Origin of the sequence: Pseudosporangium ferrugineum (genome assembly GCF_003002065.1) — a bacterium.
In the GTDB taxonomy this organism is placed as follows: Bacteria; Actinomycetota; Actinomycetes; order Mycobacteriales; family Micromonosporaceae; genus Actinoplanes; species Actinoplanes ferrugineus_A.
Genome location: NZ_PVZG01000010.1, coordinates 266,629 through 288,042, shown reverse-complemented (window position 1 = coordinate 288,042; position 21,414 = coordinate 266,629). Strand labels below are relative to the sequence as shown.

Genomic DNA, 21,414 nt, shown 5'->3' with positions numbered 1-21,414 from the left:
CGACAGCGACAGAGGTGTTCTCATGGCTGAGGAACTGCACCGTCCGGACGACGAGTTCGTCGAGCAGGGCGAGGACCTGGAGAAGCGGTCGGCGGCGGCGCGCCTGTTCGACGTGCGCCGGGTGATCGGTGGCCTGTTCGTGGTGTACGGCGTCATCGTCACGCTGCTCGGGCTCTTCGACTCGGGCACCGACCTGGAGAAGGCTCAGGGCGTACGGATCAATCTCTGGATGGGGTTGTCCATGCTCGTGCTCGGCGGGTTGTTCCTGCTCTGGCAGTGGTGGCGGCCCACGCGGGTGCCCTCCGCCGAGGAGCTGCGATCGGCCGGCGATCGGCCCGCCGAACACTGAGAGTGACCGTCGGATGCGGTCTGAGGAACAATCGGGTGTCGCTCGGGTGCAGGGTGGTTGCACTGCCCCCCCGATGGTTACGGTGAGGGCGCCCTGCTTCCGATACTCAGGGGCATGGAACCCCTCGCCTCAGTGAGCCTCGCCGGCGGGGCGTCGTCGCGCCCCGCCGGCTGGCAGATGCAGCTTCGCGTTGACTATGTGGTCAACAAGGTCATGCAGACGCATCGCGGCCAGTCCGAGGATGCCGTCGTGCAGGCCATCAACGATCAGCTCCGCAGCGTCGGCGTGGTGCCGAACGGCCGGCAGATCGCCCAGTACGCCCAGGTCATCAGCAGCCTGCCGCTGCTGCCCCCGAACAACCGCTGACCTCCTGCGGTTCCCCGTCCGCACCCCTCACCGGGCGGGGAACCGCAGGATCCGGTCGTCGCCGTCGCGGACGTCCCCCCGGCCGTCGGTGTTCGAGGTGGTGAGCCAGAGCGCGCCGTCCGGGGCGACCGCCACGGTCCGCAGCCGGCCGTAGCGCCCGGACAGCTCGGCCTTCGGCTTGCCGCCGCCCAGCGGTACGGTCCAGAGCCGCTCCCCGCGCAGCGCCGCCGCGTACAGCGTGCTGCCGGCGATCGCCGCGCCCGACGGCGACGCCTGGTCGGTCGGCCAGGTGATCAGCGGGTCGGCGTAGCGGTCGTCGCCGGCCTTGCCCTCGACCTCGGGCCATCCGTAGTTGCGCCCGGCCTCGATCTTGTTGACCTCGTCGAAGCGGTTCTGGCCGAACTCGACGGCGTACATCGTCCGGTCCGCCGACCAGGCCAGCCCCTGCACGTTGCGGTGGCCCAGGCTCCAGACCGGCGAGCCCGCCGTCGGGTTGCCCGGGGCGGGCCTGCCCTCAGGGGTCAACCGCAGGATCTTGCCGTTGGTGTCGTCCGGGTCCTGGGAGGCCGAGCCGTCCCCGGCGTCGCCCGTGCCGGCGTAGAGCATGCCGTCGGGCCCGAAGGCGATCCGGCCGCCGTTGTGGATACCGGCTTTGTCGATGCCGTCGAAGATGACCTCCGGCGCGGCGTCGCTGCCCAGCTTGAACCGCACGATCCGGTTGTCGTCGGCCGCCGTGTGATAGGCGTACACGAACCGGGTTCGGGCGTGGTCCTTCGCGACCGCCAGCCCGAGCAGGCCGCCCTCGCCGGACGCGGAGACGCCCGGAACCCGGTAGACCTCGCGGGGCGGGCCGCCACCGGCGGTGACCCGCAGCACGCGGGCGCTGTCCCGCTCGGCGACCAGGGCGCTGCCGTCGGGCAGGAAGGCCAGCCCCCAGGGGGTCTCGATGCCGGTCGCCACCGTCTCCGGCTCGCCCAGGTCGGGGGTGCCCCCGGAGGGCGGCGGGGTGGCCGGAGAGGCAGGGCCCGACGACGCCGGGGGAACCGCGGTGGCCGGCCCGCCGGCGGCCGGATCCTCGCCTCCTGAACACGCGGTGAGCAGGGCGGCACTGGCCGTGGCGACGGCGATTCCCCAGCGGGCGGCGAAGGTCATCCCTCTACCGTGCTACGGCATCCTGTGAGAAAACTGAAGATTCACCCGACCGTATGCTTGACAGCCTCCCGGGGTGCGGCGAGGGTCCACTCACGACCTTCCCAGCCATGGAGGCCCTGATCATGAAACCAGCCCGCTGGGCGACCGCCTGCGTGCTCTCCCTTGCGACCGCGACCGCCGCGGTGCTGCCGGGGATCGCGCCGGCCGCCGCGGCTCCCTCCGACGACACCCTCGCGGTGTACGTCGGCACCCTTGACGCCGCGCAGCTCCAACGCCTGCGCGCCGTCGGACTCGACCACGACGAGAGTGCGGCCACCGCGGCCGCGAACGGCAAGATCGCCGTCGAGACCATTCTCGGCCGGCGCCAGGCGGACCGGCTCATCGCGGCCGGCGTACCGCTGTCGCCGAAGCGCAGCACCGCCCGGATGCGGGCCGAGGCCGCCGCGGCGCCCACGGTCTTCCGGCAGTACGCGCCGAAGGGCGGCCTCCGCGAGGAACTGGCCGCCACGGCCGCGAGCCACCCGCGGCTCGCCAAGCTCGTGACGATCGGCACGTCGCTCAAGGGCGTACCGATCCAGGCCGTGAAGGTGACCCGCGACGCGCGCCTGGTGCCGGACGGGCGCCGCCCGGCGGTGCTCTACATGGGCGGCCAGCACGCCCGTGAGTGGATCACGCCGGAGATGAACCGCCGGCTGCTGCACCACGTGCTCGACAGCTACGGCACCGACGCGACCATCACCAAGCTGCTGAACAGCACCGAGCTGTGGTTCCTGCCGGTCGCCAACCCGGACGGCTACGACTTCACGTTCACCGAGGGCAACCGCCTCTGGCGCAAGAACCTGCGCGACAACAACGGCGACGGGCAGATCACCGCGGGCGACGGCGTCGACCTCAACCGCAACTTCGCGGAGAAGTGGGGCTACGACAACGAGGGATCGTCGCCCGACCCGGCCAGCGAGACCTACCGCGGCACCGGGCCGAACTCCGAACCCGAGACCAAGGCCATCGACGCCTTCACCAAGCGGGTCGGCTTCGAGTTCCTGATCAACTACCACTCGGCCGCCGAGCTGCTGCTCTACGGCATCGGCTGGCAGGTGAGCACGCCGAGCCCGGACGACCAGATCGCGGTGGCCCTGGTCGGCGACGACGCCCACCCGGCGGTGCCCGGCTACGACCCGGACATCTCGGCCGAGCTCTACACCACCAACGGCGACACCGACTACCACGCCCAGGTGCGCACCGGGGCGATCGGCTTCACGCCGGAGATGAGCACCTGCGCGACCATCTCCGGGCTGGACCCCGACGACCAGTGGGACCCGGCCGACTGCGAGAGCGGCTTCAACTTCCCGGACGACGAGAAGCTGGTCCAGGACGAGTTCGTCAAGAACCTGCCGTTCGCGCTCTCGGTCGCGCAGTCCGCGAAGGACCCGGCGAACCCGGTGTCGTCGGTCGGCCGCAGCACGACCGACCTGGCGGTGGACAGCTTCGGGGTCTCGTACGGCTCCCGCCAGCAGGTCGCCGTGACGGCCCGGCGCAGCCTGCACGCCGTCACCCTGCACTACTCGATCAACGGCGGGCGCGCGCGGACGGCCCCGACGTCCGAGTGGCGCGGCGGCGAGCGCTACGGCGACGTCCTCGACCGCTACTTCGCCGAGCGGCGGGGCACCGTGCCCCGGGCCCGGCCCGGCGACAAGGTCAAGGTCTGGTTCACCGCCCGCAAGGGCAAGGCCTCGATCACCTCGGCGAACTTCACCTACACCGTGGCCGACAAGATCGGCGGTGACGTGCTGGTCATCGCGGCGGAGGACGTCACCGGCGTCTCGCCCGCGGCCACCGACGGCGCGACCAGCGCCCGGTACGCCGACGAGCACGTGGCGTCGCTGCGCAAGGCGGGCCGTACGGCGGACGTCTACGACCTGGACACCCGCGGCCGGGTCGCGCCGCACCCGCTCGGGGTGCTGTCGCACTACCGCGCGGTGGTGTGGGAGACGGGCGACGACATCATCCCGCGCGCGTCCGGGCAGCCGTCCGGCACCGTGGCCCGCAACGCCCTGGAGACCGAGCTCGCCGTCCGCGACTACCTCAACGAGGGTGGCAAGCTGCTGCTCAGCGGCAAGAACGCGGGGTACGCGCAGGGCGCCAACGGCGCGTTCAGCTACCTGCCGGAGGGGCCGGGGGAGTGCACCGACCCGCAGAACCCGGCGTGTCTGCAACTGTTCAACGACTTCCAGCAGTACTGGCTGGGGGCGTACTCGTACGTCGACGAGGGCGGCACCGGAGCCGACGGCAAGCCGCTGCCGCTGATCGGCGAGGCGGGCGCGTTCAAGGGCTACACGGCCACGCCGGGCGCTGGCCACACCGCGTCCCTGCTGGCCACCTCGAGCTTCCTGCCGCCGAAGCAGTTCCCGCAGTTCGCGGACTCGGCGGCACCGCTCGACTGGAAGCTGCCGGGCGCCGCGCCGTACGACCCGTACGACGGTGCCTGGTATCTGTGGAGCGGGCAGTCGGACGCGTCGTACAAGCGGCTCACCAAGACGATCGATCTGACCGGCGCGCAGGCCGCGCGGCTGAAGTTCCGCACCTCGTTCGACACGGAGAACGAGTGGGACTTCTTCACCGTCGAGGCGCACCCGGTGGGCACCGACGACTGGACGACCCTGCCGGACGCCAACGGGCTCACCACGACCGTCACCGGCGACAGCTGCGCGTCGGGGATCGTCGACCTGCACCCGTTCCTCGCGCACTACCAGGGCGCGGACTGCTCGCCGACGGGCACCACCGGCACGTGGAACGCGGCCACCGGCAACAGCGGCGGCTGGAAGGAGTTCGACGCCGATCTGTCCGCGTACGCGGGCAAGCAGGTCGAGGTCTCGATCAGCTACGTGTCCGACTGGGGCACGCAGGGCCTCGGGGTCTTCCTGGACGACGTCCGGGTGGAGACCGGCGGCACGGCCGGACAGCAGACCTCGTTCGAGAGCGACCTCGGCGGCTGGACGGTCGCCGGCCCGCCGCCCGGTTCCGGGCCCAACACCTCCGACTGGACGCGTAGCCAGCTCGCGTTCGACGCGGGTGCGGCGGTCACCACCAAGGACAGCGTCTACGCCGGCTTCGGCCTGGAGACGCTGACCGCCGCGGAACGGGACGCGTTCATGAAGCGGGCCCTGAAGCACCTCGGAGTTTAGTCCTTTCGGGGCTTAAGTCCCCATTTCGGTGGATTGCGCCGCGCGCTTCGTCTAGACATGAGGCGCGCGGCGCTCTGCTGTGCAGGGCGGAGTGACGACGCGGTGCGAGCAACCAACCGGCCGATCCTGGCCGTGGTCCTGGCCGTCCTCACGGCGGCGGGGACGGTGGCCGGTCCCGCCCACGCCGCCCGTGACCGCGGACCCGGCTGGAAGCCCTGCGCCGAGGACCGGACCGCGCAGTGCACCACCGTGCGGGTGCCGGCCGACCGCGCGGACCCGTACGGGCCCTCGCTGAGCATCGCCGTCGCCCGTCGCCCGGCCACCGACCCGCGGCACCGGATCGGCGCCCTGCTGGTCAACCCCGGCGGTCCCGGCGGCTCCGGGGTGGACTTCGCGCTCGACAGCCCCTGGTTCCTCAGCGCGCGGCTGCGCAGCCGCTTCGACATCGTCGGCTTCGACCCGCGCGGCGTGTCCCGCAGCAACCCCGTGCGGTGCTCGGCGTCGCTGCTCGCCGCCGGGCCGTCCGTGCCGGTGGACAGCGCCGGCGCGTACGCCGCCACGATCGCCTACAACCGCAGGCTCGCCGCCGACTGCGCCAGGCGTTCCGGAGCCGTCTTCGGCCACGCCGACACGCTCACCGTGGCACGGGACATGGACGCCGTCCGCGCGGCGCTCGGCGAGGAGCGCATCAGCTTCTACGGCGTCTCGTACGGCACCCTCCTGGGCGCGCAGTACGCCGAGCGGTACCCGCACCGGGTCCGCGCCCTGGTCCTCGACAGCGTGATGGACCACAGCGGCGACACCGGAGCGTTCCTGGAGGCCGAGACCCGGGCGGCGCAGGACTCCTTCGACGAGTTCGTGCGCTGGTGCGCCCGCCGCACCGCGTGCGCGCTGCACGGCCGGGACGTCCGCCGGATCTGGGCGGGGTTGCTCGACCGGGCGCGGCGCGGGACGTTGCGCGACCCGTACGACCCGGCCCGCCGGATGAGCCCGCACGACCTGCTCGGGGTCGCCTTCGGTTCGTTCTACGGCCCGCAGTGGCACTCGCTCGCCATCTATCTGAAGGAGGCGTCCGCCCCGGCGGCCCGCCGCGTCCGCCGCGACCTCACCGAGGTCGAGCACAGCTTCCCGGCGGTCTTCTGCGACGACTGGTCGATGCCGGTGGCGGGCTGGCCGGACCTGCGCGACCGTCTCGCGGCGCTGGCCCGCGACAACCCGGACATGCCCGTGTCGCCGCTGGCGCTGGCCTCGGTCACCGGGTGCCTGGGCTGGCCGCTGCCGCCGGACAACCCGCAGCGGGTGCCGGCGCCGGCCCGGACCGGCCCGGTGCTGCTGATCAACGCGCGCCACGACCCGGCCACCCCGTACGCGTGGGCCCGCACCGTGGCGGCCCAGCTCGGGCCGGCGGCGACGCTCGTCACCTACGACGGGTGGGGGCACGCCGTCTACGGGCGCAGCGCCTGCGTGACCGCGGCGGTGGATCAATACCTGCTGACCGTACGCCCACCCGCGGCCGGCACGTCCTGCCCCGGCGTCGAGCCAGCGCCCGGCGGCGTGGGCAAGCGCCCGGGGCGGCCCGCGGGATATCGTCAGCCCGGCTGACTTCGGCGCCGATCACCGCGGGTGAGGCGCGTGTCCCGGGTTGTGTCCGGTGGCCGGGGCCGGTAGGCAGAGAGGGATCGTCCACACTCTCTCTATCGCGCCGGAGGCACGATGAGGTTCACTCTCGCGCTAGCCACCACCGCCACCCTCGCCCTGACGACCGTCACCGTCGCGCCCACCGGCGCGAACGCCCATACCCGCAACGGCGGACCCACGGCGGTGGGGTTCGGTGGCGCGGTCTCCACGGTCGACGCGACCGCCACCGCGGTCGGGCTGGACGTGCTGCGCCGGGGCGGTAACGCCGTCGACGCCGCGGTGGCCGCCGCCGCCACCCTCGGCGTCACCGAGCCGTTCTCGGCGGGCATCGGTGGCGGCGGGTTCCTCGTGTACTACGACGCCCGGCGCGGCACGGTCAGCACCATCGACGGCCGCGAGTCCGGGCCGGCCACGATGACCGAGGACATCTTCGTCGACCCGGCCGACAAGCTGCCGTACGACTTCCCGGAGGCGCGGGTCAGCGGGCTGTCCGTCGGCACCCCGGGCACGCTGGCCACCTGGGAGGCCGCGGCGAAGAAGTGGGGCACCCGGTCGCTGAGCAGCCTGCTGCTGCCGGCCGCCCGGGTCGCCGACCAGGGCTTCCCGGTCGACGCCACCTTCCGCCAGCAGGTCGCCGACAACGCCGCCGCGTTCGGCCAGTTCGACTCCACCCGGGAGCTGTACCTGCCCGGCGGCGCCCCGCCCGCGGTCGGCACGACCCTGCGCAACCGCGACCTCGCGGACACGTACCGGCTCATCGCCACGCGCGGCACGGGCGTCTTCTACCGCGGCGCGGTCGGTGCGGACATCGTGCGTACGGTCCAGCACCCGCCCGTCGCGGACGACCCCACGGGCGTCTGGGCGTACCCGATCCGGCCCGGGGATCTTCGGATGTCGGACCTGAGGAACTACCGGGTGCGCTACCCGGCACCGACGAAGTCCGGCTACCGCGGGCTGACCGTCTACGGCATGTCCACCCCGTCCAGCGGCGGCACGGCGGTGGGCGAGGCCCTCAACATCCTCGAGCGGACCGACCTGTCCAAGGCCACGATCACCCAGGCCCTGCATCAGTACGCCGAGTCCACCGCGCTCACCTTCGCGGACCGCAACCGTTACGTGGGGGCGTACACGCCGCAGCCGGTGCTGGACAAGCTGATCAGCGACGGCTGGGCGGCCCAGCGGGCCTGCCAGATCAACCCCGCGCGGGCGTTGACCAAGCCGGTGCCGCCCGGTGACATCAACGCGAGCGGCTGCACCCCGGCGCCGGTCGGGGGCCCGGTCGAGCAGGGCCAGAGCACCACCAACCTCACCGTGGCCGACCGCTGGGGCAACGTCGTCGAGTACACCCTGACGATCGAGCAGACCGGCGGCAACGCGATGGTCGTGCCCGGCCGCGGCTTCCTGCTCAACAACGAGATGACGGACTTCAACTTCGTCGGTACGCAGGGCACGGCGCCGGACCCCAACCTGCCCGGCCCCGGCAAGCGCCCGCGCAGCTCGATGGCCCCGACGATCGTCCTGAAGCACGGCAAGCCGTTCCTGGCCCTGGGCTCCCCGGGCGGCGCGACGATCATCACCACGGTCCTCCAGGTGCTGATCAACCGGGTCGACCTGGGCATGACCCTGCCGGAGGCGATGGCGGCACCGCGCGCCTCGCAGCGCAACAGCCCGGGCATCCAGGCCGAGCCGGCGTTCCACCAGCGGTACGGTCCGGCCCTCGAAGCGCTCGGTCACACGTTCGGTCCGGACGTGGTGGAGCTGGGTGCGGCCACGGCGATCGAGTTCACCCCGTACGGCGGCCTGATCGCCACCGCGGAACCCGCCCGCCGCGGCGGCGGATCGGCGGCGGTCGTGGTGCCGCGCCGCTGAGACCCGCGGGGAGGGCGAGCCACCCGGCCCGCCCTCCCTCAGGCGGTCAGTGCGATGGTCAGCGCGCCGGCGGCGACCAGCACCGCCGCCCAGAGCCTGTCCACGTTGAACCAGGCCCGGCGCAGCACGCTCAGCCCGACGAACTCGTACACGATCACCGCGCACGCCCCCATCACCGCGAACATCGCCACGGTGTGCGCCCCGGCGGCCAGCAGGCCGGTGAGGGCGCCGGACGGCGCCGCGGCCACGGCGTGCGCCATGTGCGGCCCCGTGCCGGACCGGGTCGTCGCCAGCACCGGGAGCAGCATCAGGCCGGCGCCGTGCGCCGAGGACATCAGGAACGACCAGCCGGCGAGCTGAGGCTGCGACAGCCGCATGCCCGCCCACCGGAAGTGCCGGGCGGACAGCAGCCGCCACAGGCCGAAGCCGACCAGGACCACCCCGCCTGCGATCGCCACGGTGTTGCCGGCCACGGCCGACTCGGTCGCCGAGACCACGGCCGCCACGATCGCCACCGAGGCGAGATGCCCGGCGGCGATCGGGGGCAGCGACGCGAGCAGCACCGTACGGCTGCGTTCCTGCATGCCCCGCGCCACCGCGAAGAGCCAGCCCATCGCGGGGTTCAGGCCGTGGAAGGCGCCCAGCGCGGCGAGCGCGGCCAGCTGGCCACCGGTCACGGGAAGCAGTACGAGTCGGACGACGCGTCGCCACCCTGCAGCCGGGTCTGGTGCACCCGCAGCCCCCGGAAGTCGTCGCCGTGCGGGAAGAAGCGCTCGTCGAGGGTCATCCCGCCGGCCCCGGCGTCCACGTCGATCTTCGCCATCCAGGCGCCGACGCCGTCCGGGTAGAACTGGTCGTCCCAGGAGCCGTAGAGCGAGTTCGTCACGTAGACGCGGCTGCCGTCGCGGGAGATCTCCACCATCTGCGGGCCGCCGGCCAGGCGTTCGGTGGGGGAGGCGGGGTGGGCCACGCGGCCGGTGACGCCGCCGAGCCGGATCGAGCCGGTCTCGCGGGGGTGGAACGGGTCGGAGACGTCGAACTGCTTGAGTTCGCCCGTACCCCAGCAGGAGACGTAGAGGAAGCGGTCGTCCACGGACAGGTCGATGTCGGTGATCAGCGGCGGCACCGCGCCGAACGGCTGCAGCGCCGGGGGCAGGTCCGCGGCGGCGGCCGGCTCGGCGGGGATGTCGATCACCTTCGTGACGGCGAACTGCCCGTTCTCCCGGTGCCACACCCACACGGACGCGGACAGGTCCTCGACGCTGGTGACGACGCAGACGAAGCCGTACTCCCGGCGCGGGTCGTGGGCCGGGCGCAGCTCGAGCGGCATCTGGTACTGGTCGCCGAGGTCGACGGTCTGCACCAGGGTGCGCTTGGCCAGGTCCCAGAAGTGCAGGCGGTGGCCGTACCGGCGGCCGACGAGCAACTCGGGATCGATCCCGTTCTCGATCATCGACGGCGTGCCCCACTCGGAGGACACCAGCACGTCGCGGGTCAGGTGCCACCAGAAGTCGTACGCGAAAAACTGGTCCCCCCGGTCGTGCTCCCAGGCCCCCCGCACGTCGAACGTGGTGTGATCGAGCACCGCGATGCCGCCCGGCCCCTCGGCGGAGGCGCCGCCGAGCGCCGACACGTAGATGCCGTCCGGGCCGCAGTGGACGGTGTGCGGCCGCGAATACCCCGCCTTGCCGGCCAGCTCCTCGGCGGGGATCTCCTTGACCAGCTTCGGGCTGCGCGGATCGTCCTTGGTGTCGAGCACGTAGAGCCGCGACGAACGCAGCCCCGGCACGATCAGGTAGCGCCGTTCCACGTGCGGATGCGGTGCGGTCGGGCACAACGCGCTGCTGCACGCGTTCCAGCCGAAGTGATGGAGCTCGTCGCCGGTGTGCGGAAGATCGGTCCAGCCCACGACCTTCCCGTACGCCCCGGAAGCGGGATCGGTGTCCAGCACGACGATCGCGTCGGGTCTCGTCGCGGAGCGGTCGAAGGCCGCGACGTAGGCGAGCTGCTCGGCGGGCGCGGCCAGGGCGTCCCGGGGGGAGGGATAGAACGTCGGGTCAGGAGTCCAGCGGGTCATGACCCTCATCCTTGCCGCGGCACGGGGCTGTGAACAGGGTCACAACCGTCAACAGGTTGTCAACGCTCGTCGAGCGGTAGCCGAACGAGCACCGTCGTGCCCGGACCGTCGTGCCCGGTCAGCTGGATGCTGCCGTGATGCCGCTGCACCACCGCCCGGCTCAGCGTCAGGCCCAGCCCCGAACCGGGGATCGCCCGGTCCCGGGCCCGGCTCGTCCGGTAGAGCCCGGCGAACATCTTCTCCCGCTCCTCCGGCGCGACCCCGATGCCGGTGTCGGACACGGACAGCTCGGCCGCGCGGCCGTCGGCGCGCAGGGTGACCGCGACCCGCCCGCCGTCCGGGCTGTACTTGACCGCGTTCCCGAGCAGGTTGTCGACGACCTGCCGCAGCCGGCGGCGGTCGCCGGGCAGGACGAGATGCTCCGGCAGATCCGCCTCGATCGTGAGCGGTTCGTCCGCCACGGCCGTGCGGGTCGCCGCCACCGCCTCGCGCACCAGCTCGGCGAGGTCCAGCGGCGCCAGCTGCACGGAGGCGTGCCCGGTGTCCAGCGCGGACAGCTCCAGCAGCTCGCTGATGATGTGCCGCAGCTGGGTGGTGTTGCGGTCGATCACCTCCAGCATCGCCGGGCCGTCCTGGACCAGCGTCTTCTCGTCCGCCTCCCGCAACAGCTCCGTGTACGCCCCGATCGACGTCAGCGGCGTGCGCAGCTCGTGCCCGATCAGCGCCAGATACTCGTTCTTGGTCCGGGTCAGCTGACGTTGCAGGTCCTCGACCATGCGGCGCTCCACGAACTGGCCGATGTGCGCGGCCAACCCGGACATCAGCGCCACCAGCTCGTCGTCCGGGCCCTCCGGGGTGTCGGCGAAGACCGTGAGGACGGCGACGGTCTCCAGGCCGTGCCGCACCGGGATGGCCAGGGCGGCGTGCAGCTGCGAGCCCTCGGCGGTCGCGGGGGAGATCAGGCTCTGCGGCAGGCCGACGTCGCGGATCCACAGCGGCTTGCCGGCCAGCCAGGCCCGGCCGGCCAGGCCCGTGCCGTACGGGAGCTCGCCCGGTATCTCGATGCGCGCGTCCCACCCCGGGATGCTCCACCGGGCCGCCGGCCGCACCACCCCGGCCGACTCGTCCACCAGCCACAGCTCGGCGTGCGTCCAGCCGAGGGTGCTGACGATGGCTTCGAGGATGCGCGGGCCGGCGGCCTCCACGCTGGGTGCCTCGGCCAGCGCCGTGATGACGTTCAGCTGGCACGTACGGAACCGCTCCGCCCGTTTGCGCCGGGTCACGTCCTGCACCGCCTGGACCGCGCCGACCGTACGCCCGTCCGGCCCGACGATCGGCGTCGCGTCCACGACGTAGTAGCGCGTCCGGCTGCCGCGGCGGGACAGGACCAGCTCGTGGTCGCGTACCCGCTCGCCGCGCAGCGCCCGGTACAGCGAGATGTCGTCCGGCCTGACCGGATCGCCGTGACCGTCGGTGAGCCCCGGAATGGCGTTCCCGTCGTCGAGTTCCCCGGGTATCCGCGCCGCACCCCACAACGCCTGCATCCGGGAGTTGACCAGCACGATCCGCCCGTTCGCGTCGCAGGCCGTGACACCGTCGTGCAGGCTGTCCAGCACGGCGTCGAGGAACCGCCGCTGCCGGTCCACCTCGTGCCGGGCCAGCTGCTCGGTGATCAGCAGCGTCCCCACCTGGGCCGCCTCGGCGACGGCGGCGCGATCCTCCGCGGTCCACGTCCGGGGCCGGGTCGCGACGGCGCAGCACACCCCCAGGATCGCGCCCTGCTCGTCGCGGATCGGCCGGCCCAGGTACGCCCCGCGCACGCCGTGCCGCCGGATCGGCGAGGTGCCGGGGACCCGCTCGTCGGCCGTCAGATCCTCCACCGCCACCTCCGCGTCGGCCTCGACGACCAGGCCGCCGAGGGTGCGGGCGATGGGGATGTCGGCGTACTCCTCCCGCAGCGACCGCAGCCCGTGGCCGCCGTAGAGCACGAGACGGTCGCCGTCGACGAAGTGCACCAGCCCGCAGCTCGAGCCGGTCGCCCGGGCGATCAGCGCCGCGACCTGGTCGGCGGCGCCGGTGGTCAGGGCGCTGCGGTCGAGGGCGGCGACGCGGGGTCCGGCGTCCGCCCGGCCGTCGACGCCGGTCATCCAGGGCGCCTCCACGGCCGAGGCCGTCGCGCTGCCGGCCACCTTCGCACCGGCCCGCGTGTCGTCGGCGGGCGTGTCGTCGGCCGCGGCCGCCCTATCGGCTGCCGGGCCGGAACGCGTTGCGGGGGTGGTCGGCGTTGTGAGGGCGGCTGGCGTTGCGGCGGTGGCCGGGGTTGCGGGGGTGGTCGGCGTTGCGGGGGTGGTCGGCGTTGCGGGGGTGGTCGGCGTTGCGGGGGTGGTCGGCGTTGCGGGGGCGGCTGGCGTTGTGAGGGCGGCCGGCGTCGCGGGGCCGGACAGCGTTGTGGGGGTGGCCGGCAGCCCGGGGCCGGTTTCCGGCTCCGGGCCGGGTGGCGTGCGGCGGCCGGTGGTGCGTTCGGTCCGGCGTTCGAGGCCAAGATCACTTCGCGGCATGCTCCGACCTCCGCACCCCAGCCTACGGCGGCGAAAGCGATAAAGCGGGTAAAACGGTTCAGCGTCGCCGGTAGATCAGGTCGAAGATCTCCCGCCCGGCCCGCACGCCCCGCAGCTCGAACTTCGTCACGGGCCGATGGTCCGGCCGGGGCGCGTACCCGCCGTGCGCGTCGACCAGCCCGGGGTCGCCGTCCAGCGTTGCGGCCATCGCCTCCGCGTAGTGCGCCCAGTCGGTCGCGCAGTGCAGCGTGCCGCCGGGCCGCAGCCGCTCCCGCAGCAGGGCCACGTGCGCGGGCTGCACGAGCCGCCGCTTGTGGTGCCGCGCCTTCGGCCACGGATCGGGAAAGAACGAGTGGACGGCGTCGAGGCTGCCGGGCGGGAGCCGCCGCACCAGCTCCATCGCGTCGCCGTGCGCCACCCGTACATTGGAAAGGCCGGCCTCCCCGACGAGCGCGAGCAGATTCCCGATGCCCGGCGTGTGCACCTCGACCCCGAGATAATCCCGCCCCGGATCGGCCGCGGCCATCGCCGCGGTGGTCTCACCCATCCCGAAACCGATTTCCAGTACGCGCGGAGCATCGCGCCCGAACAACTCCCGCAGATCGATCGGCGTCCGGTCCCCGTCGACGACGGTGAGCCCCAGCCGCGGCCACAACTCGGCGAAGGCATCGGCATGCCGGTTACTCATCCGGCCCCGCCGGGGATGAAAGGTCCGGATGGCCCGCTCGGTCGTGTCGCTCATCAGGCCCCCCACGATACGCACCACCCCAGACCCCCTCCCCCCGCCGCCCGAAGGGCCGGCCACCCCCACCCTCGGACGTGCGACGGGCCGCCCACCCCCGGGCCGGATGGGCGAGCGGCCGGGCGCTCTCGCATCCTCACGGCGAGCGGCCGGACGCTTCCGCATCCTGACGGCCAAGGGCCGGGCGCCCCTGCGCCCGGCGCTTCCGCCTCGTTCCGGTTTTCCTGCTCGCCCGATCCCTCGTGCTCTGCGTGGCGCGGTCAGCGGATGGGCTGGACGCTGGGCTGCGAGCCCTGGCGGAACGGCGTCCGGGCGCCGGTGCCCAGGTTCACGATCATGATCCACGAGCCGGCCTTGTAGGTGCCGGTCACGACCGCGCGGGTCGTGTCGACGTAGGCCAGTTCGCGGTCCTGGCTCGCGCCCACCGTGCGCTTCGCCCCGGTCGCCGTGTCGTACTCGACCACGTGCACCGGCAGGTCGGTGGCCGATGTCTCACCCTTCTGGTACGCCGTCCACGCCAGCTTCGTCCCGCTCCGGTTCCAGCTGGGGATCACCGCGAAGCCCGAGTTCTGCCGGCTGCCTCCGCCGTACGAGTCCACGGCCTTCTCGCCGCCGGTCGCCACCGTGCCCACGCTGAGGCAGTCGTCGGCGATCGACTCGCAGTCCCCGCCCCGGAAGGCGACCTTCGCCCCGTCCGGCGACCAGGCGACCGCGTCGTCGTACCGGAGCCGCTCACTGAGCGAACCGGTCGCGGCGGCCTTCACGGCGGGCTCGGCGGGCAGTTCCTCGTCCCGGCAGTACGCGGGGAACAACACCTTGGGCACGGCGTTCACGGCCGTCGCCGAGATCGTGTAGACCCCGGGCCCGCCCGAGCACGACAGCGACGCGAACGCGATCTCCCTGCCGTCGGCCGACCACGAGGGCCCGGCGGCCGGCCGCGTGGTCAGCCGCCGCTTCGCCGTACCGTCGGCCTTCATGGTCCACAGCTGCCCGCCCCTGAGCAGCGCGATCATCCGGCCGTCCCGCGACCACTGCGGCCGCGACCACCCGCCGCCGGTGGTCACCCGCGTCTCGGCGGCACCCTTGCTGACGTACACATCCCCGCTGCGCACGTACGCGATCAGGCTCGGCATGCCCGGCACCGCAGCCGCCGCGGGCGCCGGAGCGGCCACACTCACCCCGGCGACCCCCGCCGCCGCCACCAGAAGATGTCCCGCAATCCGCCCCGGCACCGACATGACCTACGCCCCCCGACGTCTAGCCCCCGCTTACCTCCGAAGCATCGTCGCAACCGCGCTGCACCTAAGAACTTCCCACTCCGAAACCAGAAGATTTCCGAGCCGTTCGGGCAAAGCGCCCCCACCCCGTCGCCGAAGACCACCCGAAACCCCCGATAACAACCCGAAAGTCGGCGCGCCGCGAGCCCGGAAACCGGCCGCAACGTGCTCGTCCGGTGCTCCCCGCCCGGTGTCCGGGTCGGGGCGCGCGGCTGGCCGGGTCGGGGCGTGCGGCTGGCCGGGTCGGGGCGCGCGGCTCGCCCCGCCTGCCCGGCCGGCCGGCCGGCCGCGATGGTGAGGTGGAGCGCCCGTGCGATCTCGGGCGGTCGGCCGACTGTCGCCTGCTCAGCGGCGAGCGGCGAGCGGTACGCGGTGTGCCCGCGTGGCGCGGTGCTCCGGCTGCCGACAGCGGTGAGCGGAGCCGTTCCGGGGGCGGTGAGCGGGATGCGGCGTGCCTGCGTGGCGCGGTGCTCTGGTCGTTAGTGGTGAGCCGGGGGCGGGATCGCTCGGGGGCGGTGAGCGGGATGCGGTGCGCTTGCGTGGCGCGGTGCTCCGGCTGTCAGCGTGAGCCGGAAGCGGGATTGCCCGCGGGGCGGGATTGGGCGCGGGTGGGCGGTGAGCAGAAGGCGTGCGGCGATGCGGTGGGCGGTGGTTCCGGGTGGTGGGCCGTCGGCGGGGTGTGGCCCGCCCCGGCGGTGTGGCCCGCCCCGGCGGTGTGGCCCGCCCCGGCGGTGAGGGCCGGGGCGGGGCGAGGGGTCAGGCTGCCGGGGCGGGCTGGGGGTCAGGCTGCTGTGGCTGTCCACATTGCGGTGAAGGCTGCTGCTTCGCCGGCCAGCCAGCGTTCCACGTCGTGGGTTTTTGCGGCTGGGTCGAGGCGGTGGGTGGTGCCTCGGCGGAGGTCGACGAGGGTGGGTTCCGCGTGGGGGAGGATCTGGTCCATGTGGCGGGCCATCAGGTGGAGGGTGGCGGTCAGGGCTTCCGGGGTGGGGGGTTCCTCGTCGAAGTGGAGGCGGACCGCTTCGCGGCGGTTGTCGGCGTACCGGAGGCCGAAGTGGGGGTTGATCTTGACTGCCAGGGGGCCGACCGAGGCGAGGGCCTCGCGGGTCTGGGCGAGGCTCACGGTCTCGGGGTCGCCGAGGGAGTGCAGGTAGGTCAGGGCGCCGGCGCTGACCGCCTCGTAGAGCGGCTTCCAGCGCGGCTTCACCAGGTCGATGACGCCGGTCAGGTAGCTGCCCCCGGTGCGGAAGGCGATGTCCGCCTTGAGGGCCTTGACGAGTTGGCCGTGGGGGTTGAAGCCGGTGCGGCGCTCGCGCTGACGGCGCAGGCCGCCCACGAACGTCGCTTTCGCCGGGCCTGTGCGCGCCACGTAGCGCGTGAAGCCGAGCATCGTCGCGTACGGCGGCACGGTCGGCACCGAACCGGACAAAACAGGCGTGGTCACGTTGATCTCCCCGCAGCTCAGAGGCTGTTTTCGTACACACATACTAATCGACGGGTACGACATTCCCAACCGGCTGGGGAGGACGTGAAGCACTCCCAAATCGGATCGCACCACCTCGGCTTCCGGGATCGCCGGCCCGGCTCCCCGTCGGCGACCCGCAACCTGACCAGACGCCCATCCGATCCGCGGCTTGCCGTCGGATTCGACCGGTGTCAAACTCGGCCGGTGTCGAATCCAGAGGTGCGGGTGATCCCGGGCGAGGGCTGCTGCGATGCGCCGATGGTCGCCGAGCCGGTCAGCGAGCCCGATGCCGTCGCGTTCGCCCGGACCTTCAAGGCGCTCAGCGACCCCGTCCGGCTCCGGCTGCTGTCGATGATCGCCGCCCGCGCCGGCGCCGAGGTCTGTGTCTGCGACCTGCTCGACGCGTTCACCCAGACCGCGCCGACCATCTCGCTCCACCTCAAGGTGCTGCGCGACGCCTGCCTGATCACCGGTGAACGGCGTGCGTCCTGGGTCTACTACCGGGTCGTCCCGTCCGCCCTGGCCGCGCTGTCGCGACTGCTCGACGCGTCCGCCATGACCGCCACGGCCGACGCGTGAACCCGGCCCGCCGCGCCGGCGCCGAGGTCGTCGTCGCCGCGATGGGCGACGAGCACGCCGAGCAGGTCCTGGAGATCTACCGGCACGGCATCGCCACCGGCAACGCCACCTTCGAGACCGAACCACCCGACTGGGCCCGGTTCACCGCCTCCAGGCTTCCGGCGCACCGCTTCGTCGCCCTCGACGGCGACGGCGCGGTGCTCGGCTGGATCGCGTGCAGCGCCGTCTCGGACCGGTGCGTCTATGCCGGCGTCGTCGAGCACTCCGTCTATGTCCACCCCGGCGCCCGCGGTCGCGGCGTCGGCCGGATCCTGCTCACCGAGCTGATCGCCGCCACCGAGGCCGCCGGGATCTGGACCATCCAGTCCGGGGTCTTTCCCGAGAACACCGCCAGCCTGGCCCTGCACGCCGCCTGCGGCTTCCGCACCGTCGGCACCCGCCGGCGGGTCGGCCGGCATCACGGCGTCTGGCGCGACGTCACCCTCATCGAACGCCGCAGCCCCGTCGTCGGCTGACCGCCGGAGCATCCAGGATCAGCATGCAGCAAAATCCGCCGGGGTGGGCAGGCGCGCGGACCGGTGCGGCCTCAGTACTGGTGGAGCATGGTGTGGGTCCGGTCCGGGTCGGGCGCGTCCAGGTCCCAGAAGCGCAGGCTGCCGCCCCGATCGCCGGAGGCGACGATCGTCCGGCCGTTCACCTCGGCGGTTGCGACGCCGGTGACCGGCGCGCCGTGCCAGGTGTAGCAGAACTCCGGTGACTCGCCGGGCTTGTCGCCGAGGTGCGGGTCGAGGGCGACCACCTCCGACGAGTCCAGCGCGACCAGCACGACCGGCCCGCGGGCGGAGCGGGCGACCGTCGCGTGCCCGGGCGCCCCGACGGTGCAGTAGTTCAGTTCCTCGTCCCGCGCCACGTCGGCCAGCCGGAAGTGCAGGACGGTCTCGTAGAAGAACTCGCTCTGGTACGGGAAGTCGTCCTCGTCCTCCACGTCGTACTGCGCGGTGGTGTCGATCCCCGTCACCGCGATGAGCCTCCCGTCCACGGTCACGAGCCGGCAGGCGGTCGCGGTCTCCTCCGGCACCCGCCACGGCTCGTCGTGCAGCGGCTTGCCGGACGCCACGTCCCACACCGTCGCGATCGGCAGCATGGCGCTGGTGGGTACGGCCCGGTCGTGCACCACGGTCAGCGCGACGAGGCGGCCGTCCAGCACGCCGATGTCGGCGCCCTCCAGCAGGTGGACGTCCTGGCCGGCGTACAGCTCGCCGCGCGGCGAGCCGGTGGCGACGTCGTACAGCCGCACCCAGCCGTCGCGGGTGCCGACGCTCACCACCGCGGAGCCGTCCAGCTCGGTCATTCCGTACGCTATGACGGAGCCGGACCGGACGACGGGTTCGGCGTGCGGGGCGCCGTCGCCCGGGCTCCAGCGCAGCACCTCGTCGTCGCCGCCGGTGACGAGGAGGTCGCGGTCCGGCCCGGCGAAGGCCACGAAATCGACCTCGCCCGTGTGCGCGGTCAGGGCCGGCCCGGCGGGCTGCCGCGTGGCCGTGTCCCAGAAGCGCACCGCCCCGTCGGCGCCGCCGGAGGCGAACACCGGCCGCCCCGCCCAGCGGCCGGCGGCCAGCGCGGTCACCGGGCCTATCGGCTGCCCGTCGTGAGTGTCCACAGTGTGCTCTCGCCCATCGGCGTGCGTCTCTGCCACGCGCGGCAGTGTAGTGCCCGGCCGCGGGTCGTGGGCCTCGGTGATCGGCGGCCGGGTGATACTCGGGGCATGGCCCTGATCCGCTGCGACTTCTTCTCCGAGGCTCTCGCGCTCGGCACCTCGATGACCGTGCTGCTGCCGCAGCGGGCGGCCACCCAGATCGGCCTCGCGGGGCAGGCCACCGACGCCGCGCCGCCCGTGCTGTATCTGCTGCACGGGCTGAGCGACGACGACACCGCGTGGACGCGCTACACCTCCATCGAGCGCTACGCCGCGGCCAAGGGGATCGCCGTGGTCATGCCGCAGGTGCATCGCAGCTTCTACGCCGACGAGCGGTACGGCCACAAGTTCTGGACGTACGTCTCGGCGGAGCTGCCCGAACTCGTCTCGTCGTTCTTCCGGGTCTCGACCCGGCGGGAGGACACCTTCGTCGCCGGGTTGTCGATGGGCGGGTACGGCGCGCTCAAGCTGGCCCTGCGGCAGCCGGAGCGGTTCGCCGCCGCGGCCAGCCTGTCCGGGGCCGTCGACCTGGCCCACCTCTACGAGTGGGACAAGCGGCCGCACATCACCGAGCTGGTGGCCCGCGTCTTCGGCGACCGCCCGGTCGCCGGCACCGGGGACGACCTGGTGCACCTGGTGGAGCACAAGTCTCCGGAGGAGAAGCGCGTGCTGCCCCGGCTGTTCCTGCGGTGCGGCACCGAGGATCACCTGCTGGCGCAGAACGAGCGCTTCGTGGCCGCCTGCCGCCGGCACGGCGTCGACGTCGACGCCGGGTTCGGCCCCGGTGACCACGAGTGGGGCTACTGGGACACCCAGATCCGCTCGGTCCTGGACTGGCTGCCGCTGACCTGAGGGCTGTCAGGACTGTAGGGCCGACGCCATCCGGGCCTGCTCCTCGAGGACCTCGTTCATCCGGGCCTGCACCGCGTCCATCTGCCCGATCGTGTCGCTCGTGGTCATGATGCCGCTCGATACCGTACGCGCGCTGTGCTGGATGCCGTTGATCTGTTCCGACACCCGCTGGGTGGCCTCGGCGGTCTCCCGTGCCAGGTCCTTGACCTCGCCGGCCACCACCGCGAAGCCGCGGCCGACCTCGCCGGCCCGGGCGGCCTCGATCGTCGCGTTGAGGGCGAGCAGGTTGGTCTGGTCGGCGATCGACGAGATGATCTTGATGACGTCGCCGATGGCGGTCGAGGCCTGGCCCAGCGCCTCGACCTCCTGGGTCATCTCGGAGGCGCGGGCCACCGCGTCCTGGGCCACCCGGGTCGCGTCGTCGCTCGCCGCGCGCAGCCGGGAGACCGTGTCGAGCAGCGAGCGGGCGTTGTCCGCGGCGACCTCGTTGCCCCGGACGATGTCGAGGCGCTGCGACACCAGCTGGCCCACGTTGCGCAGGGCGGAGGCGCGCGAGTCGGAGAGCTCGATGCGGTCGGTGGTGAAGAAGTCCATGGTGCCGACGATCCGGCCGTGCCGGCTGATCGGCAGGCAGACGCCCGAGCGGACGCCGGCCCGCTGCGCCGCGGGGGCGCGTACGCAGTCGGTCAGCTCGCCGATGTCCTTCACGAAGACCAGATCGTTGGCGCGCCAGGCGCGGCCGGACAGGCCGACGCCCTCGGCGAAGGTGGCCGCCAGGGTCACCTTGCGGAACTCCTCGCCGGCCGAGCCGGACTCCACCTTGAAGCGCAGCAGGTCGTCGTTGTCGTCGATCTCCCAGTACGACCCGTACGCCCACCCGAACGCCGTGCGCACCGAGTCGAGCGCGATGCGCAGCGTGGACGACGTGTCCTTGGCACGGCCCAGGGCCGTGACCACCTCGGTGACCGCGAGCCGGTCGTCGGCCACCTGGCGCAGCTCGGCGGTGGCGAGGGCGGAGAAGCGGGCGCGTTCGGCGATGCGGGCGATCGTCGACCACTTCTCGCTGCGCGGCCCGTCGATGTAGAGCGGCTCCGCGGAGTAGTACTCGAGCACCGCGATGACCTCTCCGTCGCGCAGCACCGGGGTGACGACCGCCGCCTCCATGCCCGCCTCCGCGGCGGCCTGGCAGCGCAGGCAGTCGCCGCACTGCTCGACCGAGCCGACGTACACGGGCTGCCGGGTCCGGACCGCGCGGCCGACCAGGCCGGCGTCCATCGGCACCGGCCGGCCGGCGATCACGGCCCGGAGGTCGTCCACGATCGCGCCGGTCTCGTACTGCACGACGACCTGACCGTTGCCGGTGGGCCGCCAGACCGCGCCGTAGCTGAAGTTGTGCGAGTCGACCGTGCTGTCCACGGTGACCTGCCAGGCGGTCTCCTCGTCGGTCACGTTCTCGAGGTCCAGAATGAGCTTCTCGAGACTCTCGACGTCGCGGGGGATCGGACGCAGCGGATTCGTCTCCGCCGCCCGCGATCGGAATGAGACCACCGGGCACTCCTGTCACTCGTCACGCCGTGCTGCACCCATCATCGGGCAACGGCGGCGCCGCAGGAGG

Annotated in this window: 17 protein-coding genes; 8 read left to right on the top strand and 9 right to left on the bottom strand. The window is 73.0% G+C overall.

Annotation, left to right across the window (positions count from 1 at the left end):
• Positions 1–22: 22 nt before the first annotated feature.
• Together CLV70_RS22340 and CLV70_RS22335 are read left to right on the top strand one after the other, a co-directional pair.
• Positions 23–349, top strand: coding sequence for a hypothetical protein (locus CLV70_RS22340; protein WP_106128507.1), 327 nt, complete (start codon positions 23–25; stop codon positions 347–349).
• Between the two features lie 114 nt (positions 350–463).
• Positions 464–715 carry a hypothetical protein gene (locus tag CLV70_RS22335; protein WP_245908389.1) on the top strand — a complete coding sequence of 84 codons (252 nt, stop codon included), beginning with the start codon at positions 464–466 and terminating at the stop codon, positions 713–715.
• A gap of 27 nt (positions 716–742) precedes the next feature.
• On the opposite strand, the gene CLV70_RS22330 is transcribed toward CLV70_RS22335, so the two are convergent.
• Positions 743–1,867 carry a PQQ-dependent sugar dehydrogenase gene (locus CLV70_RS22330; protein ID WP_106128506.1) on the bottom strand — a complete coding sequence of 375 codons (1,125 nt, stop codon included), beginning with the start codon at positions 1,865–1,867 and terminating at the stop codon, positions 743–745.
• Positions 1,868–1,989: 122 nt separating this feature from the next.
• On the opposite strand from CLV70_RS22330, the gene CLV70_RS22325 reads away from it, so the two are divergent.
• The 3 genes from CLV70_RS22325 (at position 1,990) to ggt (ending at position 8,556) form a co-directional block, all read left to right on the top strand.
• Complete coding sequence (locus tag CLV70_RS22325; RefSeq protein ID WP_106128576.1) at positions 1,990–5,049, top strand: M14 family metallopeptidase; 3,060 nt, start codon at positions 1,990–1,992, stop codon at positions 5,047–5,049.
• A gap of 102 nt (positions 5,050–5,151) precedes the next feature.
• Entirely contained in the window at positions 5,152–6,651 is a 1,500-nt protein-coding gene (locus CLV70_RS22320; protein ID WP_106128505.1) for an alpha/beta hydrolase, read from the top strand.
• A gap of 111 nt (positions 6,652–6,762) precedes the next feature.
• On the top strand, positions 6,763–8,556 hold the full coding sequence (gene ggt, locus CLV70_RS22315; RefSeq protein WP_106128504.1) for a gamma-glutamyltransferase: 1,794 nt from the start codon (positions 6,763–6,765) through the stop codon (positions 8,554–8,556).
• Positions 8,557–8,594: 38 nt separating this feature from the next.
• On the opposite strand, the gene CLV70_RS22310 is transcribed toward ggt, so the two are convergent.
• The 6 genes from CLV70_RS22310 to CLV70_RS22280 form a co-directional block, all read right to left on the bottom strand.
• Positions 8,595–9,233: a hypothetical protein gene (locus CLV70_RS22310; RefSeq protein WP_106128503.1), complete on the bottom strand. Its 639-nt coding sequence runs from the start codon at positions 9,231–9,233 to the stop codon at positions 8,595–8,597.
• On the bottom strand, positions 9,230–10,633 hold the full coding sequence (locus CLV70_RS22305) for a selenium-binding protein SBP56-related protein (protein WP_106128502.1): 1,404 nt from the start codon (positions 10,631–10,633) through the stop codon (positions 9,230–9,232). The genes CLV70_RS22310 and CLV70_RS22305 overlap by 4 nt, the downstream gene beginning before the upstream one ends.
• Positions 10,634–10,692: 59 nt before the next feature.
• A complete protein-coding gene (locus CLV70_RS22300; protein WP_245908388.1) occupies positions 10,693–12,822 on the bottom strand; it encodes an ATP-binding protein in 2,130 nt (709 codons plus the stop codon).
• A gap of 427 nt (positions 12,823–13,249) precedes the next feature.
• Entirely contained in the window at positions 13,250–13,933 is a 684-nt protein-coding gene (gene trmB, locus CLV70_RS22290) for a tRNA (guanosine(46)-N7)-methyltransferase TrmB (RefSeq protein ID WP_106128501.1), read from the bottom strand.
• 260 nt (positions 13,934–14,193) lie between these two features.
• Positions 14,194–15,066 carry a TolB family protein gene (locus CLV70_RS22285; protein WP_245908387.1) on the bottom strand — a complete coding sequence of 291 codons (873 nt, stop codon included), beginning with the start codon at positions 15,064–15,066 and terminating at the stop codon, positions 14,194–14,196.
• A gap of 925 nt (positions 15,067–15,991) precedes the next feature.
• Entirely contained in the window at positions 15,992–16,636 is a 645-nt protein-coding gene (locus tag CLV70_RS22280) for a hypothetical protein (RefSeq protein WP_425440196.1), read from the bottom strand.
• 240 nt (positions 16,637–16,876) lie between these two features.
• Here CLV70_RS22280 and CLV70_RS22275 point away from each other — a divergent pair, with 240 nt between their 5' ends.
• A complete protein-coding gene (locus CLV70_RS22275) occupies positions 16,877–17,251 on the top strand; it encodes an ArsR/SmtB family transcription factor (protein WP_425440193.1) in 375 nt (124 codons plus the stop codon).
• A 41-nt stretch (positions 17,252–17,292) separates the two neighbouring features.
• The gene (locus CLV70_RS22270) at positions 17,293–17,766 is read left to right on the top strand and encodes a GNAT family N-acetyltransferase (RefSeq protein ID WP_106128572.1); all 474 of its coding nucleotides are present in this window, start codon (positions 17,293–17,295) and stop codon (positions 17,764–17,766) included.
• Between the two features lie 71 nt (positions 17,767–17,837).
• On the opposite strand, the gene CLV70_RS22265 is transcribed toward CLV70_RS22270, so the two are convergent.
• A complete protein-coding gene (locus tag CLV70_RS22265) occupies positions 17,838–18,947 on the bottom strand; it encodes a WD40 repeat domain-containing protein (protein WP_158277799.1) in 1,110 nt (369 codons plus the stop codon).
• 69 nt (positions 18,948–19,016) lie between these two features.
• On the opposite strand from CLV70_RS22265, the gene CLV70_RS22260 reads away from it, so the two are divergent.
• Positions 19,017–19,799, top strand: coding sequence for an alpha/beta hydrolase (locus tag CLV70_RS22260; protein WP_106128498.1), 783 nt, complete (start codon positions 19,017–19,019; stop codon positions 19,797–19,799).
• 6 nt (positions 19,800–19,805) lie between these two features.
• On the opposite strand, the gene CLV70_RS22255 is transcribed toward CLV70_RS22260, so the two are convergent.
• Positions 19,806–21,347: a GAF domain-containing protein gene (locus CLV70_RS22255; RefSeq protein ID WP_170148645.1), complete on the bottom strand. Its 1,542-nt coding sequence runs from the start codon at positions 21,345–21,347 to the stop codon at positions 19,806–19,808.
• Between the last annotated feature and the right edge of the window lie 67 nt (positions 21,348–21,414).

What these genes read in the sequence shown, in the direction of transcription:
- CLV70_RS22340 (WP_106128507.1), top strand. Translation starts at nt 23, where the DNA reads ATGGCTGAGGAACTGCACCGTCCGGACGACGAGTTCGTCGAGCAGGGC.
- CLV70_RS22335 (WP_245908389.1), top strand. Translation starts at nt 464, where the DNA reads ATGGAACCCCTCGCCTCAGTGAGCCTCGCCGGCGGGGCGTCGTCGCGC.
- CLV70_RS22330 (WP_106128506.1), bottom strand. Translation starts at nt 1,867, where the DNA reads ATGACCTTCGCCGCCCGCTGGGGAATCGCCGTCGCCACGGCCAGTGCC.
- CLV70_RS22325 (WP_106128576.1), top strand. Translation starts at nt 1,990, where the DNA reads ATGAAACCAGCCCGCTGGGCGACCGCCTGCGTGCTCTCCCTTGCGACC.
- ggt (WP_106128504.1), top strand. Translation starts at nt 6,763, where the DNA reads ATGAGGTTCACTCTCGCGCTAGCCACCACCGCCACCCTCGCCCTGACG.
- CLV70_RS22305 (WP_106128502.1), bottom strand. Translation starts at nt 10,633, where the DNA reads ATGACCCGCTGGACTCCTGACCCGACGTTCTATCCCTCCCCCCGGGAC.
- trmB (WP_106128501.1), bottom strand. Translation starts at nt 13,933, where the DNA reads ATGAGCGACACGACCGAGCGGGCCATCCGGACCTTTCATCCCCGGCGG.
- CLV70_RS22285 (WP_245908387.1), bottom strand. Translation starts at nt 15,066, where the DNA reads ATGCCGAGCCTGATCGCGTACGTGCGCAGCGGGGATGTGTACGTCAGC.
- CLV70_RS22270 (WP_106128572.1), top strand. Translation starts at nt 17,293, where the DNA reads ATGGGCGACGAGCACGCCGAGCAGGTCCTGGAGATCTACCGGCACGGC.
- CLV70_RS22260 (WP_106128498.1), top strand. Translation starts at nt 19,017, where the DNA reads ATGGCCCTGATCCGCTGCGACTTCTTCTCCGAGGCTCTCGCGCTCGGC.